Raw genomic sequence first — 17,572 nt, forward strand, 5'->3', positions numbered from 1 at the left:
TCATCCGGCCTTTCGCTTTGGGCCGTCGCCAAGAGTCGCGGAAATTCTCTTCGCCAGTCGTTCTTTTAATTCTTCCGGCGTTGACCACGCAATATGATTGTATTGTCGAGTGTCAAAATGGATTTTTTCTAAAACATCTGATCGGCAGGTGAAAATTACCGGCAGACCCAGGCCATGTGCAAATCCCGCCTCATAATATACTCCCCCGCGGGCGCCGCTATCACCTTGGGTGAAATCAGAAACCACGAAGCGGGACCTGCGAATCTCGGCGATTATCTCGTCGTCAATTTTGTTGTTGTGCTCTCTCCCGTCAATTCGGACAGGGTCGTAGCCTGAATCGCGAATGGCAGGAGCTATAGCGTCTTCGTATACAGATCTCATAGAATCGTCGAACCACATCGCGACAAAGCCTTGGGTCGATGCAACGGACTTTTGGCGCAGATCGGCCATATGGACGTGGCCATCTATTGTAACCTTAACTTCCCCCGAGAAATCTCCCACGTGCTCAATGCTTATGAAGCCACGTGTCTTCAGGTACTCAAGGAGGAATTCCACCTCCTCCTTCTGGAGCGATTCGGTCCAGGCAAGCATTTCCATAGAGGTGGCTTCATCGGCGGCATAGCAAACTTCATCCCCGATGAATGAACTCTCAGTCTCAAAATATTCCAGAAGTCGCTCAGCTCTCTCCTGCACGCCAAGCGCGGGAGCACGTTTGACAAGGTCAATGGTCCCGCTGACAATTTTTGGCACTTCTGTCCCGTGCCGACGCTGATCAATGAGCCATGTGGTCAGTCGGGGGCGCAAGTTGTCGTCTCTGCTTTCGAGAACCTTTGCCGCAGTGCTACTGATGAAATAGCGCCCCCCAACCCGATGGGAGTCGATCTCGTATCCGTCGCGATGAGTCGGTTGCGCAGTGGCAATCGTGTCCCAGATTCGACAGCGTTCTTTCATTTTCCTGCCCCTTACACCGCGAACACTTTCATCACCTCGTCACCAAGGTGATTAATCACTTTCACCGCAATCCGCCCGGATTTCGGCCTTTGGAACGGACGGGATTTGTCGGAGTAGAGGCTCTCCCATGCATCCTCGTCGATTTCCGACTTCAAGGAGGTTTTCAATGCCTTGTACGGATTGTTTGCCCCCAGGAAATAGGCATGGCGAACAAAGAACGATTCCTCGTTGTAGTCACTGTCCAGCATCCACAGGGCGATACCGTCAGTGCCCTCGGACTGCACCTCGCCAGTCTGTGGCTTGAACACATCAACACCGAAGACCTGGACGGTCAGTTGGCCGTCATCCAACTCATCAATCCGGATATCAGGCTCGCCAAATATGACGAAAAGGTTGCCTGCGCCGGTGGTCTTCAATTCGCCACCCATATGCAGGTCGGGATTCATTCGGGCCTTTAGTACGGGAATACGGCCAAGCTTGTCGAACTCGGCCGAATGGGCGTCATAGTTGAACGCACAGGCAATCAGCACGTCGAAACCGGCATCCCCCGCCTCGCGCGCGGCGGCGACAAGATCGGGGCGGCTGACGGTGCCAAATTCAGGGCCGACAAAGACGCCCGCGCGGCGCTGCGCCTCGCCCTCCATAAAATGTCCCTCGGCGCAGATGTACCGGCCAGGCCACCCGGTCAGCGAGGTGAAGGTGATCCGGTCTTCCTTGTGCGCCTGCTGGACGCCGGCCGCCTTGAGGTTTTCCAGAATCATTTGCGCAAAATCCTCGACCCGCTCGGCGCGCTCGGTAGCCTTGCGTCTGTCCTCGGCTGCTTCGTGCAGATCGACCAGTTCGTCGTTCCAGTCGACCGCAAGCGTGCGGTGAGGCGACAGGCTTTCCACGGTGAAGGGGCCTGCGACGCGGATCTTGGATTTGTCCTCGTAGGGCTTGTCGTAGAGGTATTCGAACTCGGCCTTGGCCGCGATGCTGGCGTCGATTTCGCGCTGGCGACTGATGCGCGCCTCCCAGAAGTGGTTCAGGGCGGCCTGCGCGCTGGCGGGCCAACCGGCCGGGGCCTCGCGCGGGATTTCCCATTCCATCAGGCCGTTCGCCGGGGCCATCTCGCCGGAGGGGAGTTTGACCTGACCGCTGGCGCGGAAGTCTATCTTGGCATCCTTGCGGCCGCCGGTTTCCACTTTGAAGGGGGTGGCGTGGCCGTTGAGGGCGTTATTCAGGGCGGCAAGCGAGTCCTCGACGGCGGGTTGCAGGCGGTCCCAGATCACGTCGATTTCGGCATTGTTGGCGATGGATTTCAGCGTGATGTGCGGCACGCGATCGTAGACGAAGCCTTGGCGGATCGAGCCGTGGGTGGGGGTGGATTTGGGGACGGAGCGGGTGACCTCGGCCTCTTTCTGCTGGCCTTCGGGGCTGTCGGCCAGCAGGTAGTAGGGATAGCGCGCGCCCATCAGGCGCGACCGGGCGAGAGCCACGGCGACACGGCTGGTGTCGATGGTGATCCAGCGCCGCCCCCATTCTTCGGCGACATAGGCCGTGGTGCCGGAACCGCAGGTGGGATCGAGCACCAGATCGCCGGGATCGGTGGTCATCAGGATGCAATGCTGGATTGCGGTCACATTTGTTTGCACGACATAAATGCGCTCGTCACCGAATGCATTTGATCGGGTGTCGTGCCACTCAGAAACTCGTGGAGTCACACGTCCCTTGTCTCGGTAGCTCTTCCACCAGAGGGTGTTCCCTTGAATCCAGAGATGACCTGCCCGCGACACAGTCGCGAGACCAGCCAAATGGGTGGACCACCCGCGACTGCCGCCGGGCTTGAAGGTCCGCCCAGCATAAGAAAACGGAACTCGGGACGAGTCAGAACCAGTTTGTGAAGTCAAGTTTTCGAGCTTGAGGAACCTGCCTTCCGGAATTGGATCAATCCCCATCTTCTGGCGAAGTGAAAGGTCGGTGATTTTAGAAATGTGCTCTTCCACACAAACATAGCGCTCGTCGACCTTGTCAATCGCCGGTCTTTCGATGAATAGCTGGCGGAATTTGATACTGGATCGGTCCTTTGCAAACCAAATGATGTAATCGACACCTGTGGCCAGAAGCTGGGTCGTCTGGCCGGATGTCTTTGAAAACGTAATCTGACCAGCAAAATTCCCCTCTCCGAACACCTCATCCATCAGCGCCCGCACGCGGTGGACGTTCTCGTCGCCGATCTGCACGAAGATGCTGCCGCTGTCGCTCAGCAGATCGCGCGCCACGGTCAGCCGGTCGCGCAGGTAGGTCAGGTAGGAATGGATGCCATCCTTCCAGGTGTCGCGAAAGGCGCGGACCTGTTCGGGTTCGCGCGTCACATGGGTCTTGTCACCATCCTTCACATCGCGCGAGGTGGTGGACCACTGGAAGTTGGAATTGAACTTGATGCCATAGGGCGGGTCGAAATAGATGCACTGCACCTGACCGCGCAGCCCCTCCCGCTCGGCCAGCGAGGCCATCACCGACAGGCTGTCGCCCGAGATCATCCGGTTCGACCAGTGCTGATCGTGCTGGTAGAACTCGGTCGCCGCCTCGGCATCGGGCAGGCCGTTGAAGTCGGCGAACATGTCGAACTGCGGGGCGTCTTTGGTCGCCTTGGCGCGGTTCGCGCTTTCGCGTTTCAGATCGTCGATGATGACCTTGGGGTGGACCTTTTCCTGAATATACAGCGGCGGGGCCTGAACGATCAGGTCGGACCAGTCCTGCTCATCCTTGCCGCGCCAGACCAGCTGCGGGTCAAGATCGCGGTTGCGGCGTTCGTAGGCAAGCTGGATCGGCGTCTTGTCCTGATCGCGCATCAGGCTTTCGAATTCCGCCGTCGGGATGTTCTTGCGCGTGGCGTCGTGGGTGAGGGTTTCGACCTCGATGGGTTTCTTGGCCATGGGGTCAGCTCCTCACGAGAGAGATGTGGTAGGTGTGTGGCTCGCTTGCTTCGAACCGAACGATGTCCCCGGGACGAGCACCCGTTCGCGCCAGAAACTCCCGTGCCCAGCTACGATTGCGGAACAGGTTCTTGTCGTTCGGGATATCGCTCTCGACGGGGGTTACAGCGCCGTAATGGATCACAGCCATACGAGATGCCGGTTCATCTTTGTTTGAGCCGCCGAAGATGTCTGTGGGCAGCAGATGCTTGAACGGCGTGACGTAGATATGGCTGTTTCTAAGGTTTCCAGCAGTCAGCGTGACTTCACCGAGAATCCGACGGGGCTGATTGGGAGTATTCACAGCGATTCTCCGACGTGTTCGCCGATCAGTTTCTTGAATTCTTTCTCCATCTCGTAGACGGCGGTGAATTCGGCGAAGGCCCAGCGTCCGAACTTGCCCAGGTTGTTGACCCCGGGCACCCAATAGGAACGCATGGTGTTGGCCTTGTCCTTCGCGTCCTCGCCGCGGTAGCCCTTGACCTCGACGATCAGATTCAACGGGTCGGGCTTGCCGTCTTCGGTGCGGCGGCTGTCGTCGACCTGCACGATGAAGTCGGGCAGGTATCTGCGCGGAGTTGAGCCGAAGAGATAGGGCACCTCGAGGCCCAGCCCTTGGTTCTTGACGTAGGACAGCACACGCGGGTGGCCTTCCGCGACGCGTGCAAACTCGGCCTCCCAGTCGCTGTCGCAGACCACCCAGTTGACATGTGACTTGTCGGGCCGGGTCTGCCAGCGCAACTCCTTGGAGGTGGTGAAGTTGACGAATGCGGTCGTGCCGATGGGGTTGTAGGCATCGAGGATCGCCTTGATCTGGTTTTCCCCCTTCAGGGTTTCGGTGATGGCTGCCTTGATCCGCTCGGCGGCCATGTCGGCGATTTCCTTGTAGACCAGTTGGGCCGGATATGTGCCGCCGGTGCATTTCAGGTAGCCGCCGTCCAGCCACTGGCGTGTGATACGCTTGAGCTGGCCGAAGAGGTGCAGCTTTGGTTCCTCGCCCGGGTCGCGATACTTAGTGTAGAGAAGGTGCCGCGCCAAATGGAACAGGATCGTGGAGGAGCGCATGTCTTCCAGATGCTCCAGCGTCAGGTCAACACCTTCGCCAATGATGCCCTGATTGGTGGTCGTAGAAGGTCCGAGCAGGTGCGGCGTCAGTTCCAAAATGTGATCGGGTCCGAAGTTGGCCTCAAGCCGCGCGTCGGGGAGCTCAACACGATATCCGTCGACACGAGGAAAAGTGATTTCCAGTGCGTCGCGATCGGGCTTGACCGCATGGACACGTACAGTCTCACGCGGGGCAGCAGGGGGCGAGATCACTGGCTTTGCGGTAAAGTCGAAGGGGATGCCCAGGACGTCTGCATATTCGACGTTGAATAGCCCCGCGTCATTCAGTTCATATGATTGGCGGCGCAGAGCGCGCCCGATTACCTGTTCGCACAAAAGTTGGGTGCCGAAAGCCCGCACGCCCAACACATGCGTGACAGTATTCGCATCCCAACCTTCGGTCAGCATCGAGACAGACACTACGCAGCGAATCTGTTCGCCAAGGCGGCCCTTCTTGCCGACGGTATTCATCACCTCGCGCAGCAGGGTGGATTCATCGATTTTGTCGCCCGCGGTGATGTCGCCCGACCGCTCGACCATCTCGCGTTTGAATTGCTCGATCTCGACCGCCGCCATTTCGCGGAAATCCTTGTCGAGCGCCTCGCCGGATTCGAGCTGGGCACTGTCGATCAGGATCGTGTTCGGTCGGGCCATCCGGTTGCCGAAGTCGTCGTAGTTCCGAAAGAGGGCGAGGCGGCCGTTTTCGAGGGTGATCCCCGTACCGTCATCGCTCACCCGATCAAAGCCAGAGATGTACTTGTAGATCAGCTCCGAGGTTGCCGTATTGTTGCAGACGACAATGAATACCGGCGGAACGCCGATCCCCTTGTCTTGCCAGAGCTCAAAGGTTTTTTCGTAGTGACCGTAGAGGGCTTCAAGGGCCGTCAGAAGTTCGACCGGGAGGCTGAAAGGATCGAGGGCCTTGCCTGCCGCACGTCCCTTCTTGGGGAGTTTCTTGCCAATGTAGTCCCACAGATTACGGAACTTAGGTGTGTCTCCGCCTGGAACGTTATCGGCAATCGGCACTCGCGGCAGCTTCACTATCCCGCATTCGATGGCGTCCATCAGCGAGAAGTCGGACATCGTCCAGGGGAACAGGGTGCCTTCGATGTAACCGGATCCGCGCAGGAAAAACGGCGTTGCCGACAGGTCATAGACAAGGCTGATGCCGAGCTTTCGCTTGACCGCTTCCAGACCGGAAATCCACATCCGGGCAGCTTCATTGTTCTCCTTGGCTTCGCTCTTGTCGTCACCCTTCAAGTCTTGTTCGGTTTCGCCAAAGGCGTCCTTCACCCGCTCACGATAGCAGTGATGCGCCTCGTCGTTCAGAACGACGATGTTCTTCTGGCCCATCAGGTCGCCCATGACCCTCTGGATCATCTCGCCTTCGGTTTCCAGCGTCTGGACTTTGTCGCCGCGCCAGCCTTCGAGAGCTTGCCGCGTGCCTTTGGCGATCACCAGCTTCTCGCGCAGTTTAAACGCGTGATAGTTGGTGATGACGATCTTGGCGGCCTGGATATCCCGCAGCATGTCTGGCGGCGTGATCTCGCGGCTACGATAGTAGCTTTCGGGGTCGTTCGGCAGCAGGACGCGCAACCGATCTCGGATCGTGATGCCGGGCGAGACAATAAGGAACCGGCTGGAGAATTGCTTGCTGTTCGGGTGACGCACTGCGTTGACCGTCTGCCAGGCGATCAGCATCGCCATGACAGTGGTCTTTCCGGCGCCGGTCGCGAGCTTCAATGCAAGGCGCATCAGTTCGGGATTGGCCTGTTCGTTGGCCCCCTTAATATGCGCCCAGAACTTAGCGACGCGCGGTCCCATCTTTGGTGCGACCTCTGTCAACCAGATCGCGGTTTCGACGGCCTCGATCTGGCAAAAGAACGGGCGGACGCCCTCGAATTTGTAATGCCTCCAGTGTTGCAGCAGGCGGGCCGTTTCCGGTGTAACCAGCCACTGGTCCGGATTCGGAAGGTTGCGCCAGGTTTCGACATATCCCCGAACTTCGTTGATGATTGGCGTGGGATTGTATTCCTGATCTGCGGACGAAAGTTCGTCGTCCGCACCGAGGACCAGGGAACCCTGCTTCTTACTTTGGCGCTGCTTTTTGGTTTTTGGGACAGGAGTGATAAGGTCGGAACGCCGCCGCGTCTCCAGAATTCGGTTTGTCGGCTGGCCGTCGATGTCCAGTTCCCAATGGCGACCCGGATACTCGTAGGGGGAGTTGAGGATCGGTTTTTCAAAAAACTGCTCAGACATTTGGGGTGTCCTTTCCGACGTTCCCCTTTACGGCAGCCTTCTGCTCGTCGATCCACCGATCAATGTCGTCGTGCTTGAACCGCCATTGGCCCCGAACTTTGAATGCCGGGATCTGGCCGGTCTGCGCCATTGTATAGACTGTCTTCTCTGCAACCTTCAGCAAAAGGGCGACCTCTGGCAAAGTGAGAATGGGGTCGGTCATGGACTTGCTCCCTCTCGAATATGTTTGGGGTGACCCTGCCAGAGTTTGCTAGACATTACTAGGATACGGTTTCTGCTGCCTGTACTCAGTTCAGACAATTTCTGCGACCTTCTACGCACACCGTCTCTGCCAAGGCCGGTCCCTCGGCATCGTCTCTGTCACATCGACCTCCCGCAGCATCCCGCCCGCGATCAGCCCGTCTCGGACGCAGCCCAGCGCTTGCCGCCAGGTGTCGTAGTCGCGCCGCGCTGCTTCGATTTGCTTGGGGTGGGGCGAAAACGTGACAGGGCAGGCGAGGATTTCAACGGTTTTCCAGTTGTCGCGCGTTCTCGGGCTGCGGGTTCGGATGCGCACGGTGCCGACGACGACCGTCCCGGCATGCGTGCCGTGCTGGTTCTTCTTGACGATGGTTGGCACGCAGCGAGGAACGGCGCTGGGCATCCAGTCCGGGGTTAGCCCAGCACGCGCCAGTTCCGCCACGCGGATCGCCATGCGCTTGCCGCCGAGGCTGTCGGGAAGTCCGGCTACAGTGGCGGCGATCACCTCGGCGTCCTCGTGGGTGTAGCCGCCAATTTTGTGCTGCCCGCCGTCGATCTTGCAGCCCAGCGCGGCGCGTTGCAGCAGAACATACTCCAAGCCAAAGCCAGACCCTTCCTCGTTCATGTCCTGGCGGAGTGGAAGTTCGAGTTGGGCCTTCTCGACCCGGAACGCCCATTCCAAGGCTGCCTGAACGCCCAGCGCCCGTTTGACTTTCGTACCGCCGGCGCGGCTAACCGGTCGAGGCAGGGTCATTGCACGCCCCGCTTTCTGAGGCGCTCGGCCGTCACCAGTCCCCGGGCAAGCATCGCGTCGCGCATGCTGTTGGAGATCATGCTGGTGGGCAGGAAACGGTCCGAATTGACGAGGTCGGCATAGAAGGCGGGTAGGTCGGTGGTTGGCGCGGCGGCAGGGGCAGGGGCGGCCCTCGAATTTCGCCGCTTCCCGGCTGCATCCTCGACCTTGCGCTGGGCGGCCCGTTGCATGGCTCGGTCCAGTGCTTTTGGCCCATCGGGAGGCTGGGGGTGGCCGTTGCGGGAGGCCCTGGCCGTGGCGATGATTTCCGCCTCGGTCAGGCCGAGCTCGTCGCGCCAGCGCTGGGCGTGCAGCCGGGGCGGCCAGCCCTGCCACCAGCTGGGGAGGGCAGCGGGTTCGAGGCCCAGCGCGGTGAGAAGATCGCCAAAGCTGTCTTCGGAAATAGGCACGCGTGCCTGCGTGTCCTCCTCCTCCTTTACTGGTTCCCTTAGAGGTTCTCTTACAAGGTTAGTCTCCGGATTCCGGAGATGGATATCGGGAAAATCCGGAGATGGGTTTGCCGGAAATCCGGAGATGGCTCCATGTACGGATTCCGGAGTTGGGTTATCCGGAAGTTCGCTTTCTGCTCTTGCAAAACCATCTCCGCTTTCCGGAGTCGGTTCTTGTGAGAAGCCTTCTTCGAACCCCAGGATGTAGCGGGTCGCCTGCCGCTTGTGTGTGCGTGGATCATGGCTGCGAACGCGGCGGATCAACCGCAATTCCTCGAGCCGGGCGAGGTGTTCGTTCAATGCCGAGACCGACATTTCCGCATCCTCGGCCAGCCTGGCCTGCGTCGGAAAACAGCCGAAATCCGGGTTGTGCCGATCACAGAGAAACCAGAGCACGATCTTGGTCGCCGGTTTCAAGCCACGCTGCTGTATGGCCCAGATAGTTGCACGATGGCTCATGGTGCGGGCCTCCGCAGGGGAGGGGCGATACGCGTGGTGAACCCGTGATCGGCCAGCGCGCCTATCGCATCGTCGAGACTGCGCACCAGCGCCCAGCCGAACCCCTGCACCTGCACCGTGTCGCGGAACGCCTCTTGTGTCGGTCGCAATCGCCCCTTGGGCGATTTCAACTCGAGGAACAGGATGCGGCCATCACAGAGGATCATCAGATCGGCGAAGCCCGCGTGGACACCCATGCCGACAAGGATCGCCTGGCGCTTGGCACCGCGGGGGCCGGGTTCGGTCACCTCGTTGGCGCAGTGATGGATGATGGCTGAGCGGGGCAGGGCGATGCGCAGCGCTTGCACGACGGCACGCTGCAGATCGGCCTCGGGGGTGCCGCGCCGCTTCATCGCTCGGCCCTCCCCTGGTCCTCGCGCTGGGCGCGTTGAACCGGGCGTCGCGCGTCAACCACCGCCAGAAGCCGCTGCGCGTCAGCGCGTTCCTCAGCGGTTTCGCCGTGCCGGGCGAGCAGAATGCAGGCGAGCCTGATCATTTGGTCGCTGTGATGCACGACATCAGCGATGACGGCGCGCGCCTCGGCCACGCGGTCGGCGGGCCAGTCGGAGGGGAAACGGTTCTGCATCACCGGCGTCCTCCGGCACGGCGGCGGCGTGGGGCGTTTTGCTCCTGTTCCTCCAGCCATTCTTCGACGGCAGCACGGCGGTAAAAGACCTTGCGCCCGGCGCGCACGCAGGGCGGTCCCGTCCGCATCGCCTCCCAGCGCCGGAGGGTGTCGACCGAGAGGTCGAGTTCCAGTGCAAGGTCAAGGCGACTGATCCAGCCGACCAGAAGTGTGCGGGGTTTCTCGTTGGGGTCTGGCATCGATCCGAGATGCTGCATCGGTGTCTCCTGGTCCTGGCCCCGATGATCCGGGGTATCTCGCAGGGACCAGTGAGCGCAGAGCCGGGTATGTGGCGGCGAGGCGGAGAGTGGCGGAAAGGGCGCCACCTTTGTGCCACCCTTGTTTTATTGGATTATCAAGAGGCAACCGGGCCGCTCCCGATCGCAGGGCCCGAGTCGAGCAGAGGGGCGAAACGGACGCCAAGGCCGCACCCACTCGCGAACAGACGGATCTACCCGGTTTGACCGGCATTGACGGGCAAAGAGGGGGTGGCACCCGGCACGGCGCTAGCGCCACCCCATATTTTCCTGGAGATTCACTGTCTGCGGGCCCTTGCAGGCTGGATTTGCAACGCGACGCACGGGCCTGCAGCTCATGACTGCCTATGACGCGTGTCGTCCCCTGTTGCCGATCGCTCCGCCCAGCGCACGAACCCCAACAAAACGAGGGGTGGCGCAGCTCTGGCGTCCGTCGTGCCACCCTCCGCCTCGCCGCCACCCGAGGTCCCATGCTTGGCTTGATAACCAGGCGAAACCACGCCTCATGTCGGATGCAAGAAGGATCCAACTCATGCCCGAACGCATCAAACTGACGGAAAAAGTAATGCGGGACGCGGAGCCCGTGCCCGGACGGGACTTTCAGATCTTCGACACCGACCTGCGGGGCTTTGCCGTCTGCATCTATCGCGGTGGCGGACGGGCCTTTACGATCGACTATCGGCATTCCGGCCGGCAGCGTCGAATGACCTTCGGCCGCTGGCCCGAATGGTCGGTGGCGGCGGCACGGGAGCGGGCCAAGGAGCTCCGGCGCGAGATCGATGCCGGGTCCGACCCGCTTGCTCTGCGCGAAGCAAAGCGTGATGCGCCACGGGTGAACGACCTGATCGAACGTTATTGTGCCGAGCACCTGCCAAAACTGTCGGAACGCAGCGCGGCAGACCAGCGATCGGTGATGGGCAAGATGGTCGCGCCGGTATGGGGCCGGAAGCTTGTGACCGAAATCACCGCCAGCGATGTCGACAAGTTCCTCAACCGTGTGGCCGAGGGCCGGGCGCGGCCGCACAAGGCCAAGCCCAACAACCGGGCCCGCAAGCTGCAAGGGGCAAAACCGACGCCGGTGCGTGCAAACCGCATCGGGGAAATCCTGCGCAAGATGTTCACGCTGGCGGTCCAATGGGGCTGGTGCGAGGACAACCCTGCCCAGCGCTTTCACCGCCGCACGGAAACCCCGCGCGAACGGTTCCTGTCAAAGCAAGAAATCGCCAGCCTCGGCGAGGCGCTGGATGCGGCTGAAGACCGGCGCGCGGCCGACATCATCCGGATGTGCATGCTGACCGGCGCCCGGCTGGGCGAGGTGCGGCAGGCCCGGTTTGAGCAGTTCAACCTCGAACATATGAGCTGGTCGAAACCGCCCACCATGACGAAACAGCGTCGCGCGCATCGCGTGCCGATTTCCGACGAGACTGCCGCCGTGGTACGCCGGCGGATGCTGCAGGTGCCAAGGGGCACGCCATGGCTTTTTCCCGGCGACACCCCCGGCCAGCCGGTGCAGGAGGTGCGCCGGTTTTGGGCGCAGGTCCAGAAGCGATGCGGGTTGCAGGACGTCCGCATCCACGACCTGCGTCACACCTTCGCTTCGCTCTTGGTCAGCGGCGGAGCATCTTTGGAAATGATCGGCAAGCTGCTGGGCCACAGCCAGATACAGACCACCTTACGCTATGCCCACTTGATGGACTCACCCCTGCGCGCTGGCGTCGACGCGGTCGCCATCGCGTTGCGGCCGAAGCCACGGCTGGTCCATGATGCTGACGATCAGGGTGATCGCAGGACGGCCTGATTTCGTCCAAAGTGGCTTATTCCACCTCGCGCCGCAGCGCCTTCCAGACTGGTGTAATCCGACGGCGGATGGTGCGGCTGTCAGGGATCCTCTCGCCGTCCGACTGATCGGCGAACCAGTCCTGCATCTCGGCTACCAGTTCGGCCTGTGTGCCCGGCAGGCCGTCATCATGGATGCGTCGGATCAGCGCGACGTTCATTCCTTCCCAATCATAGGGCGTCGTAGCACCCGGGCCGGAAGTCACCCGGCGCACCATGTCATTCTCATCCTCGAAGGCATGCACCTCCTCGGCCAGGACCAGCATGTCTGCGATGGCCACCGTCACTCCACCCGCCGGATCGGTGATCTGCAACCAGTCCGATCTGCCAGGTAGTTGAATTCTCCGCACAGAACCTTCGGTGGGGCCTGTGCCGCACCGTCTGAACAACGGCAGCAATTCCATGGGCGAAAGCACAACCTTTCCCGCCACGATCTCGGTTCCGCATTGCACCAAGGTAATGCCGGTCACAATTCTGAATCGGCCCGAGTCGGCCCAACCGGCAATGTCCGCAATATTGCAGCCCCAGCGGGCGGTGACTTCGTGCAGCGTATAATGTGTGCGGGGTGGCAGGGCCATGAAACTCTCCTCTCGTGATAAGAGGATCGTCTTTGCTCAAACCCGACGTAGCCCGCGCCAAGACGGCGCGGGAGAAGTGGAATTGGCGGCAAATAGGGCAGGGCGCATCGTCGCGCCCGAGTTCCTGGCAGTCAACTTTATTCCGGTGACGCTACTTCTGGTTGAGTTCGATTCTCCTCTTGCGCGGAGTTCTGCACGTTCCTGCCGGTGAGAACAAGTCAGGAACATTCGGTAAGTTGCAAGTAGGGAGGCCGGTCTGGGGCGCGTTCATGAACTGGGATACTATGCTGAAATCTGCCACCCCTCATGAATCCGGCCGGCGGCACGGTAGGTATACCAGGCCGACAAATGTGAGCCTCAGCCATTGCTCACATGGCGCCCGCACCCATGACGGCTTATAGAGAACGTCATGTTTGAGCCCTACTTGCAGCGCTGGGGTCTGGTTGCCGATGGCAAACCGATTATCACCCCGACTGCCCACCTTCTTCCGGTGCTGCGGCGGGGCGCGCCTGCGATGTTGAAACTGTCATCGCAGCCGGATCAGCAGCGAGGAGCGGCCCTGATGGAGTGGTGGGCCGGCGATGGCGCGGCCGAGGTCTTTGCACGCGACAAGTATGCCGTTCTGATCGAACGTGCCACGGGCACGCGGTCATTGGCCGATATGGCTCGTTCTGGTGAGGACGATGACGCCTGCTGCATTCTTTGTGCGACCGCTGACCGGCTGCATCGCCAGCGTCCCGGCACATTGCCCGATCTGGTTCCTCTGCACCTTTGGTTCCATGACCTTGCAACCGCCGCTGCAAGGCATGGGGGCATTCTGGTCCAAAGCTTCCAGACAGCACAGACCTTGCTTGCTGATCCAGGAGAGCAGTCCGTCCTTCATGGTGACCTCCACCACGACAATGTGCTCGACTTCCGTGATCGCGGCTGGCGCGCAATCGACCCGCACGGTCTGATCGGTGAACGCGGCTTCGACTTTGCCAATATCTTTACCAATCCGGATCTTAGCGATCCTGACCGCCCGGTCGCCACTAAGCCGGGACGCTTCCATAAAAGGCTGAATGTGGTGGCGGAAGCTGCAGGTCTGGAACGCTACCGCTTGCTGCAGTGGATTCTCGCGTGGACGGGATTGCCGGCAGCTTGGTTTCTGGAGGACGACGATCCGCTAGCAAAAGTTGACCTGGAGATTGCAGCGATCGCTGCATCGGAGCTTGCCCGGTGAACTGGGGGAAGGAATGACCGGCAAGCGGACAAACCTGCCAGTCGAAAGCAGCTCGCGGTCACGGCAAGCGAACGGATAGCGTTGCGACAGAACGGTCGCGGCAACCTTATAGATTGATCATTCACGCCTCTCGCAGAGACGACACCGCACTTCAACTGGCACTGGGCGGAAAGATGACGGGCTTCGGCGATGCAGTGTGACCAACAGGTTGCACCTTGTTCAGTTTTCTATGATGTTCTGGCGGCTATGTTGTTCGAATATTGGGGTTCTTTGGATGCGATACCACCGATGGACCCACCATCGCTTCAACGACGGCCTGGGGCGCTCCTATCGGGGCAAAATTCCGATAAATCTTCTGTGGATCGCGGCCGCAGCCGCTGAGGAAACGCTTCAAGGGTCACCATTGGCAACGGCTTGGCTCGGACTCTTTCGATCTCAGCTCAGCACGAGCGACGGGCACTGGCTTAGGTGGGCTGGGGACCTCGCCGAGAGCGCCGAATTGCGTCGCGCCTATTCCGGGCTGTATGGGCGCTTCTTTGCTCGGGCTTTGCTTCAACAGCATCTGGGCTTTACCAGCTTCCTCTCACTAAAGCGGCACGGTCTTACCGTTCGGGGCTCGGTTGACGTCAGACGATCAGGGCCGGGCGACATACCGGACTGGCTCGCGTGGTGCCCCACGCGCCAAAGGCATGTACTGGCCGAGGCTAAGGGTTCGCTGACGGGAAAGGACTTTCTCGGCACCGGAGTCCCGAGTTGCGTGACCGAAGGCAAAAGGCAATTCGGTCGCGTGCAAGTTTTCGCAGGATCGAAGCAAGTGCGGCCGCTACAATGGGTAGCCGCAACGCGATGGGTAACGGACGTTCGAGCGGAGGAACCCGTCACTGTCCTCTGGGATCCCCCTGTGGATGACGTTCCCTTCTCGCCCCGCGAGGCGATGCTGCATCAGCAAGCGATGCATCAGGCTTGGTTGACGAGCATCGCACCCGGGTTTGCGTTGACAAGCGCCAGTGATTTTACACTAGAAAGAAGCGCGCAGCGAGCATTGGTGATCCTTGCAGAGCCGGGCGGCATGGACGTCGATTTGTCTGAAGAACAGCTTGGCTGGAGCGATCAGTTGCCAGAGGCAGACGACAGTGTGGTTAAACCTTCCAACGACACCGTTTCCGAACTGGCTACAAATCCGACAGATAAGGCGAAGTTAGAAGGTGCCGAAGATCGGGAGCAACCATTGAAAGAGGCGTCCCCATATGAGGATGGCCGACTGCTTCATCCACATAAAGGTCAAACGGCTTTGTTCTCCAGCGCGTTCATCGCCGTCGCGGTTACGAAGTTCGGCCTTCTCCAGGTTCGCACCCAAGCCGAAGTTGATACGCTGCTTCGTTTGCAGGAGCGAATCCGAAAGGGGGATGAAGAACCAGCGATGCTTGTCGGCATCCCACTGATTCAGCCGGTAAAGCTCCAAGCGAACCCGATTTGGAACGACGCCGCGGGGTTGGCGCAGAGCAGAGGCGTCTCTGTCTTCGACCTGTCGCGCGTGGAGATAGCGCTGAATCAGTTCTAGTCTTTATCGTAAACGGGCAGCGCCAAGCCTCGGCGCATCCTAGACTAGCGGCCGGAATGGAGTGTCGCCGCGCAGCATCGGCAAGCTTCGAATGGCAGCCTTGGGCTCTGACCTGTCAATCGCTGCGTCTGTCACGCATGACCGATTTCCCGTCGCACTGTCAGGGTGGCGGTTTCCCATCATAATCAGTGGCCAACATCCTGGGTGGCGGCTTTGCAACATCATATCCGCATGAACGGCCTCGGGGACTATTTTGGCCGCCGCCCGGGGGGTGGCACGCTTTCAAACAGCAGAGTATATAATGGTCGCAATGCGGCTCACCGGCCGACTTTACGAGGCCGGCCAATTCGATGCAGGGGATGGGCGCGCTGAGGCAATGACCGTCCAGCGCGATGACATCCAGCGGAGATCGGTCACTAGGCAGACGGAGAGCGCACAGGTAATGGCCGAACGCAACGACATCTCGGATATTCTGGCATTCATTGGCCGGGAAGGCGACTGGCGGGAGCGGTTGCAGGATGTGATTGCCGAACATCTCATGCCGGCGCTGGAGGAATTCGAGATCGACCAGGACGGTTTGGCCGACCTGCTGGGTGAGCAGTGGTCAGGGGTCCTCTGGGGGTGTGGGTTCGAGGATTTCCTTGGCCAGCGGTATGAGGACGGCAACATGGTCGATCTTTACCTGAAGCGGCGCGGCTGGAAGGAAACGGCCCTGAATCGGGAGTATTTCGCCGCGTTGCGGGATGCACCGGTCAGCCTGTATGAAGTCAGCGAGATTCAGCCCGGCACCTCAATGGTCCTGCGCGATCTGCTGTCGGATGCCGCGCCGGTCACGGTGAGGGAGAAATCGTCCACGCGCACGCTGAAGCAATGGGATCGGATCGCCGTGCGGGTGGTACCCGAGCGGGATCATCACGTCATCTCCGGGGCGCTGTTGCCCTTTCGCGCCGAGGCGGTGGATTTTTTGTTTGCGGGGCTGCGCGACGCCCTGAAGCTGAAGAAGCGAGATGTGCTGCGGCTCACCCGCGACCAGCTCCTGGGCTGCGCACCAATCTTCACCTCCGCCTGGCTGTTCATCGAGATCGACCGCGCCCTCACCCGGGCGCAGCCGAAGTTCACCAATTCTGACGGCGACGATGTGCTGTTCCACGACCTGCGTTACCCGCTTGCCAGTGGCGTCACGCAGAAAGCTGTGGCGGAGCGGCTGGACCGGGTGAAGGGCTTCTTTCCCGAGGGCGCCAAGTTCTGGAACTGGCTGGCCACGCGGAAGGGGCGTGACGGCAAAGAGCCTGCTGGCATCATGCTGGACACGCAGATGGAGGGGGCGACCGTTCTGGGCTCCGTGGAACTGAAAGGCAAGACGCTGCACATGGCCGTCAACTCGGCCGAGCGAGCGGCCAAGGTCCAGGCGTTGATCGGCGCGGCCGCCGGAGACCTGTTGAGGTCGCCTTTGATCACGATCCGGACGGTGGAGCAGATGCGGGTCGACCAGCAGCGTGACGAGCCACGCGAGGCAGCCGACGAAATCCCGCCCGAGATTGCGCGCCAGCTCCTGCGGGATTACCTCGACAAGCACTACCGCGAAACCCTGGACACGCCGATCCCGGCACTGGGCGGCAAATCACCTCGCCAAGCGGTCCGGACGGCTGCGGGGCGCGAGAAGGTCATCGATTGGCTGAAGATGCTTGAAAACCGCAGTGCCGGGCATGGGGAGAGTCCGATTGCCGAGTACGATTTCGGCTGGATGTGGGCCGAGCTTGGGCTTCATGCGCATCGGAAATGAAGGCCGACGTGAAGCTTCAAGATGATGATCTGCCGGGAGGGTGCGCTGGCTACATCAACGCCACATCAACCTGCGACTGTGCGCTTAACGCCTGTTTTGCATGTGAATGTCTGTGAACGCGGAGGTGCGCGGAGACGAAAATTCCGCTTAAACAAAGACATGTCTTCTAAGTAGCTGCTTTTTTTAACTTATTGTAATCGCTAGGCTTTCGGCTCATAACCTGAAGGTCGCAGGTTCAAATCCTGCCCCCGCAACCAATCCAAAACACCAAGCCGCCCAAGGGCGGCTTTCTGCATTCCAGCTCCCGAAAACCCCAATGCTGGACAGAAAACCCCACACAAATTACCAATCCTGAACCCAAAAGCCCGGAAACAACCAGGCACATCGCCAGAAAATGACGCTTGGTCCGAGTTCGTCAGAACCCTGCTAAAGGCGTTAGAGACTTCAGCCCAGACTTGT

Annotated in this window: 15 protein-coding genes; 4 read left to right on the forward strand and 11 right to left on the reverse strand. The window is 60.4% G+C overall.

All coding sequences use genetic code 11. The features are described from left to right. The 10 genes from IB235_RS20250 to IB235_RS20295 form a co-directional block, all read right to left on the reverse strand. A complete protein-coding gene (locus IB235_RS20250) occupies nucleotides 1-951 on the reverse strand; it encodes a hypothetical protein (RefSeq protein WP_192338266.1) in 951 nt (316 codons plus the stop codon). A gap of 11 nt (nucleotides 952-962) precedes the next feature. Further along, nucleotides 963-3,869 (reverse strand): site-specific DNA-methyltransferase, encoded by a 2,907-nt coding sequence (locus IB235_RS20255; RefSeq protein WP_192338267.1) that lies wholly within the window; start codon nucleotides 3,867-3,869, stop codon nucleotides 963-965. Nucleotides 3,870-3,873: 4 nt separating this feature from the next. Then, complete coding sequence (locus IB235_RS20260; protein ID WP_192338268.1) at nucleotides 3,874-4,212, reverse strand: hypothetical protein; 339 nt, start codon at nucleotides 4,210-4,212, stop codon at nucleotides 3,874-3,876. Then, entirely contained in the window at nucleotides 4,209-7,271 is a 3,063-nt protein-coding gene (locus IB235_RS20265) for a BPTD_3080 family restriction endonuclease (RefSeq protein ID WP_192338269.1), read from the reverse strand. The genes IB235_RS20260 and IB235_RS20265 overlap by 4 nt, the downstream gene beginning before the upstream one ends. Further along, nucleotides 7,264-7,473: a helix-turn-helix domain-containing protein gene (locus IB235_RS20270; protein ID WP_192338270.1), complete on the reverse strand. Its 210-nt coding sequence runs from the start codon at nucleotides 7,471-7,473 to the stop codon at nucleotides 7,264-7,266. The genes IB235_RS20265 and IB235_RS20270 overlap by 8 nt, the downstream gene beginning before the upstream one ends. A 111-nt stretch (nucleotides 7,474-7,584) precedes the next feature. Beyond that, the gene (locus IB235_RS20275; protein WP_192338271.1) at nucleotides 7,585-8,265 is read right to left on the reverse strand and encodes a hypothetical protein; all 681 of its coding nucleotides are present in this window, start codon (nucleotides 8,263-8,265) and stop codon (nucleotides 7,585-7,587) included. Next, nucleotides 8,262-9,212 (reverse strand): helix-turn-helix domain-containing protein, encoded by a 951-nt coding sequence (locus tag IB235_RS20280; protein WP_192338272.1) that lies wholly within the window; start codon nucleotides 9,210-9,212, stop codon nucleotides 8,262-8,264. The genes IB235_RS20275 and IB235_RS20280 overlap by 4 nt, the downstream gene beginning before the upstream one ends. Beyond that, a complete protein-coding gene (locus IB235_RS20285; protein WP_192338273.1) occupies nucleotides 9,209-9,604 on the reverse strand; it encodes a VRR-NUC domain-containing protein in 396 nt (131 codons plus the stop codon). Before IB235_RS20285 ends, IB235_RS20280 begins: the two co-directional genes overlap by 4 nt. Next, the gene (locus IB235_RS20290; protein WP_192338274.1) at nucleotides 9,601-9,837 is read right to left on the reverse strand and encodes a hypothetical protein; all 237 of its coding nucleotides are present in this window, start codon (nucleotides 9,835-9,837) and stop codon (nucleotides 9,601-9,603) included. The genes IB235_RS20285 and IB235_RS20290 overlap by 4 nt, the downstream gene beginning before the upstream one ends. Further along, a complete protein-coding gene (locus IB235_RS20295) occupies nucleotides 9,837-10,094 on the reverse strand; it encodes an AlpA family transcriptional regulator (RefSeq protein ID WP_192338275.1) in 258 nt (85 codons plus the stop codon). The genes IB235_RS20290 and IB235_RS20295 overlap by 1 nt, the downstream gene beginning before the upstream one ends. Before the next feature lie 571 nt (nucleotides 10,095-10,665). On the opposite strand from IB235_RS20295, the gene IB235_RS20300 reads away from it, so the two are divergent. Then, nucleotides 10,666-11,931: a site-specific integrase gene (locus tag IB235_RS20300; protein WP_192338276.1), complete on the forward strand. Its 1,266-nt coding sequence runs from the start codon at nucleotides 10,666-10,668 to the stop codon at nucleotides 11,929-11,931. A gap of 16 nt (nucleotides 11,932-11,947) precedes the next feature. Here IB235_RS20300 and IB235_RS20305 read toward each other — a convergent pair whose 3' ends face one another. Then, entirely contained in the window at nucleotides 11,948-12,547 is a 600-nt protein-coding gene (locus IB235_RS20305) for a hypothetical protein (protein WP_192338277.1), read from the reverse strand. Between the two features lie 409 nt (nucleotides 12,548-12,956). Between IB235_RS20305 and IB235_RS20310 the strand changes: the two genes are divergently transcribed. The 3 genes from IB235_RS20310 (at nucleotide 12,957) to IB235_RS20320 (ending at nucleotide 17,113) form a co-directional block, all read left to right on the forward strand. Next, entirely contained in the window at nucleotides 12,957-13,769 is an 813-nt protein-coding gene (locus IB235_RS20310) for an aminoglycoside phosphotransferase family protein (protein ID WP_192338278.1), read from the forward strand. Nucleotides 13,770-14,670: 901 nt separating this feature from the next. Continuing rightward, nucleotides 14,671-15,330, forward strand: a complete 660-nt coding sequence (locus tag IB235_RS20315; protein ID WP_192338279.1) for a hypothetical protein — start codon at nucleotides 14,671-14,673, stop codon at nucleotides 15,328-15,330. Between the two features lie 442 nt (nucleotides 15,331-15,772). Beyond that, nucleotides 15,773-17,113: an antitoxin Xre/MbcA/ParS toxin-binding domain-containing protein gene (locus IB235_RS20320; RefSeq protein WP_192338280.1), complete on the forward strand. Its 1,341-nt coding sequence runs from the start codon at nucleotides 15,773-15,775 to the stop codon at nucleotides 17,111-17,113. Nucleotides 17,114-17,572 lie beyond the last annotated feature (459 nt).

Source organism: Paracoccus sp. PAR01 (genome assembly GCF_014851995.1).
Classification (GTDB): domain Bacteria; phylum Pseudomonadota; class Alphaproteobacteria; order Rhodobacterales; family Rhodobacteraceae; genus Paracoccus; species Paracoccus litorisediminis.

Excerpts from the sequence above, each read along its gene's own strand:
- IB235_RS20250 (WP_192338266.1), bottom strand. The coding sequence starts at position 951 with ATGAAAGAACGCTGTCGAATCTGGGACACGATTGCCACTGCGCAACCG.
- IB235_RS20255 (WP_192338267.1), bottom strand. The coding sequence starts at position 3,869 with ATGGCCAAGAAACCCATCGAGGTCGAAACCCTCACCCACGACGCCACG.
- IB235_RS20265 (WP_192338269.1), bottom strand. The coding sequence starts at position 7,271 with ATGTCTGAGCAGTTTTTTGAAAAACCGATCCTCAACTCCCCCTACGAG.
- IB235_RS20270 (WP_192338270.1), bottom strand. The coding sequence starts at position 7,473 with ATGACCGACCCCATTCTCACTTTGCCAGAGGTCGCCCTTTTGCTGAAG.
- IB235_RS20275 (WP_192338271.1), bottom strand. The coding sequence starts at position 8,265 with ATGACCCTGCCTCGACCGGTTAGCCGCGCCGGCGGTACGAAAGTCAAA.
- IB235_RS20280 (WP_192338272.1), bottom strand. The coding sequence starts at position 9,212 with ATGAGCCATCGTGCAACTATCTGGGCCATACAGCAGCGTGGCTTGAAA.
- IB235_RS20285 (WP_192338273.1), bottom strand. The coding sequence starts at position 9,604 with ATGAAGCGGCGCGGCACCCCCGAGGCCGATCTGCAGCGTGCCGTCGTG.
- IB235_RS20290 (WP_192338274.1), bottom strand. The coding sequence starts at position 9,837 with ATGCAGAACCGTTTCCCCTCCGACTGGCCCGCCGACCGCGTGGCCGAG.
- IB235_RS20295 (WP_192338275.1), bottom strand. The coding sequence starts at position 10,094 with ATGCAGCATCTCGGATCGATGCCAGACCCCAACGAGAAACCCCGCACA.
- IB235_RS20300 (WP_192338276.1), top strand. The coding sequence starts at position 10,666 with ATGCCCGAACGCATCAAACTGACGGAAAAAGTAATGCGGGACGCGGAG.
- IB235_RS20305 (WP_192338277.1), bottom strand. The coding sequence starts at position 12,547 with ATGGCCCTGCCACCCCGCACACATTATACGCTGCACGAAGTCACCGCC.
- IB235_RS20310 (WP_192338278.1), top strand. The coding sequence starts at position 12,957 with ATGTTTGAGCCCTACTTGCAGCGCTGGGGTCTGGTTGCCGATGGCAAA.
- IB235_RS20320 (WP_192338280.1), top strand. The coding sequence starts at position 15,773 with ATGGCCGAACGCAACGACATCTCGGATATTCTGGCATTCATTGGCCGG.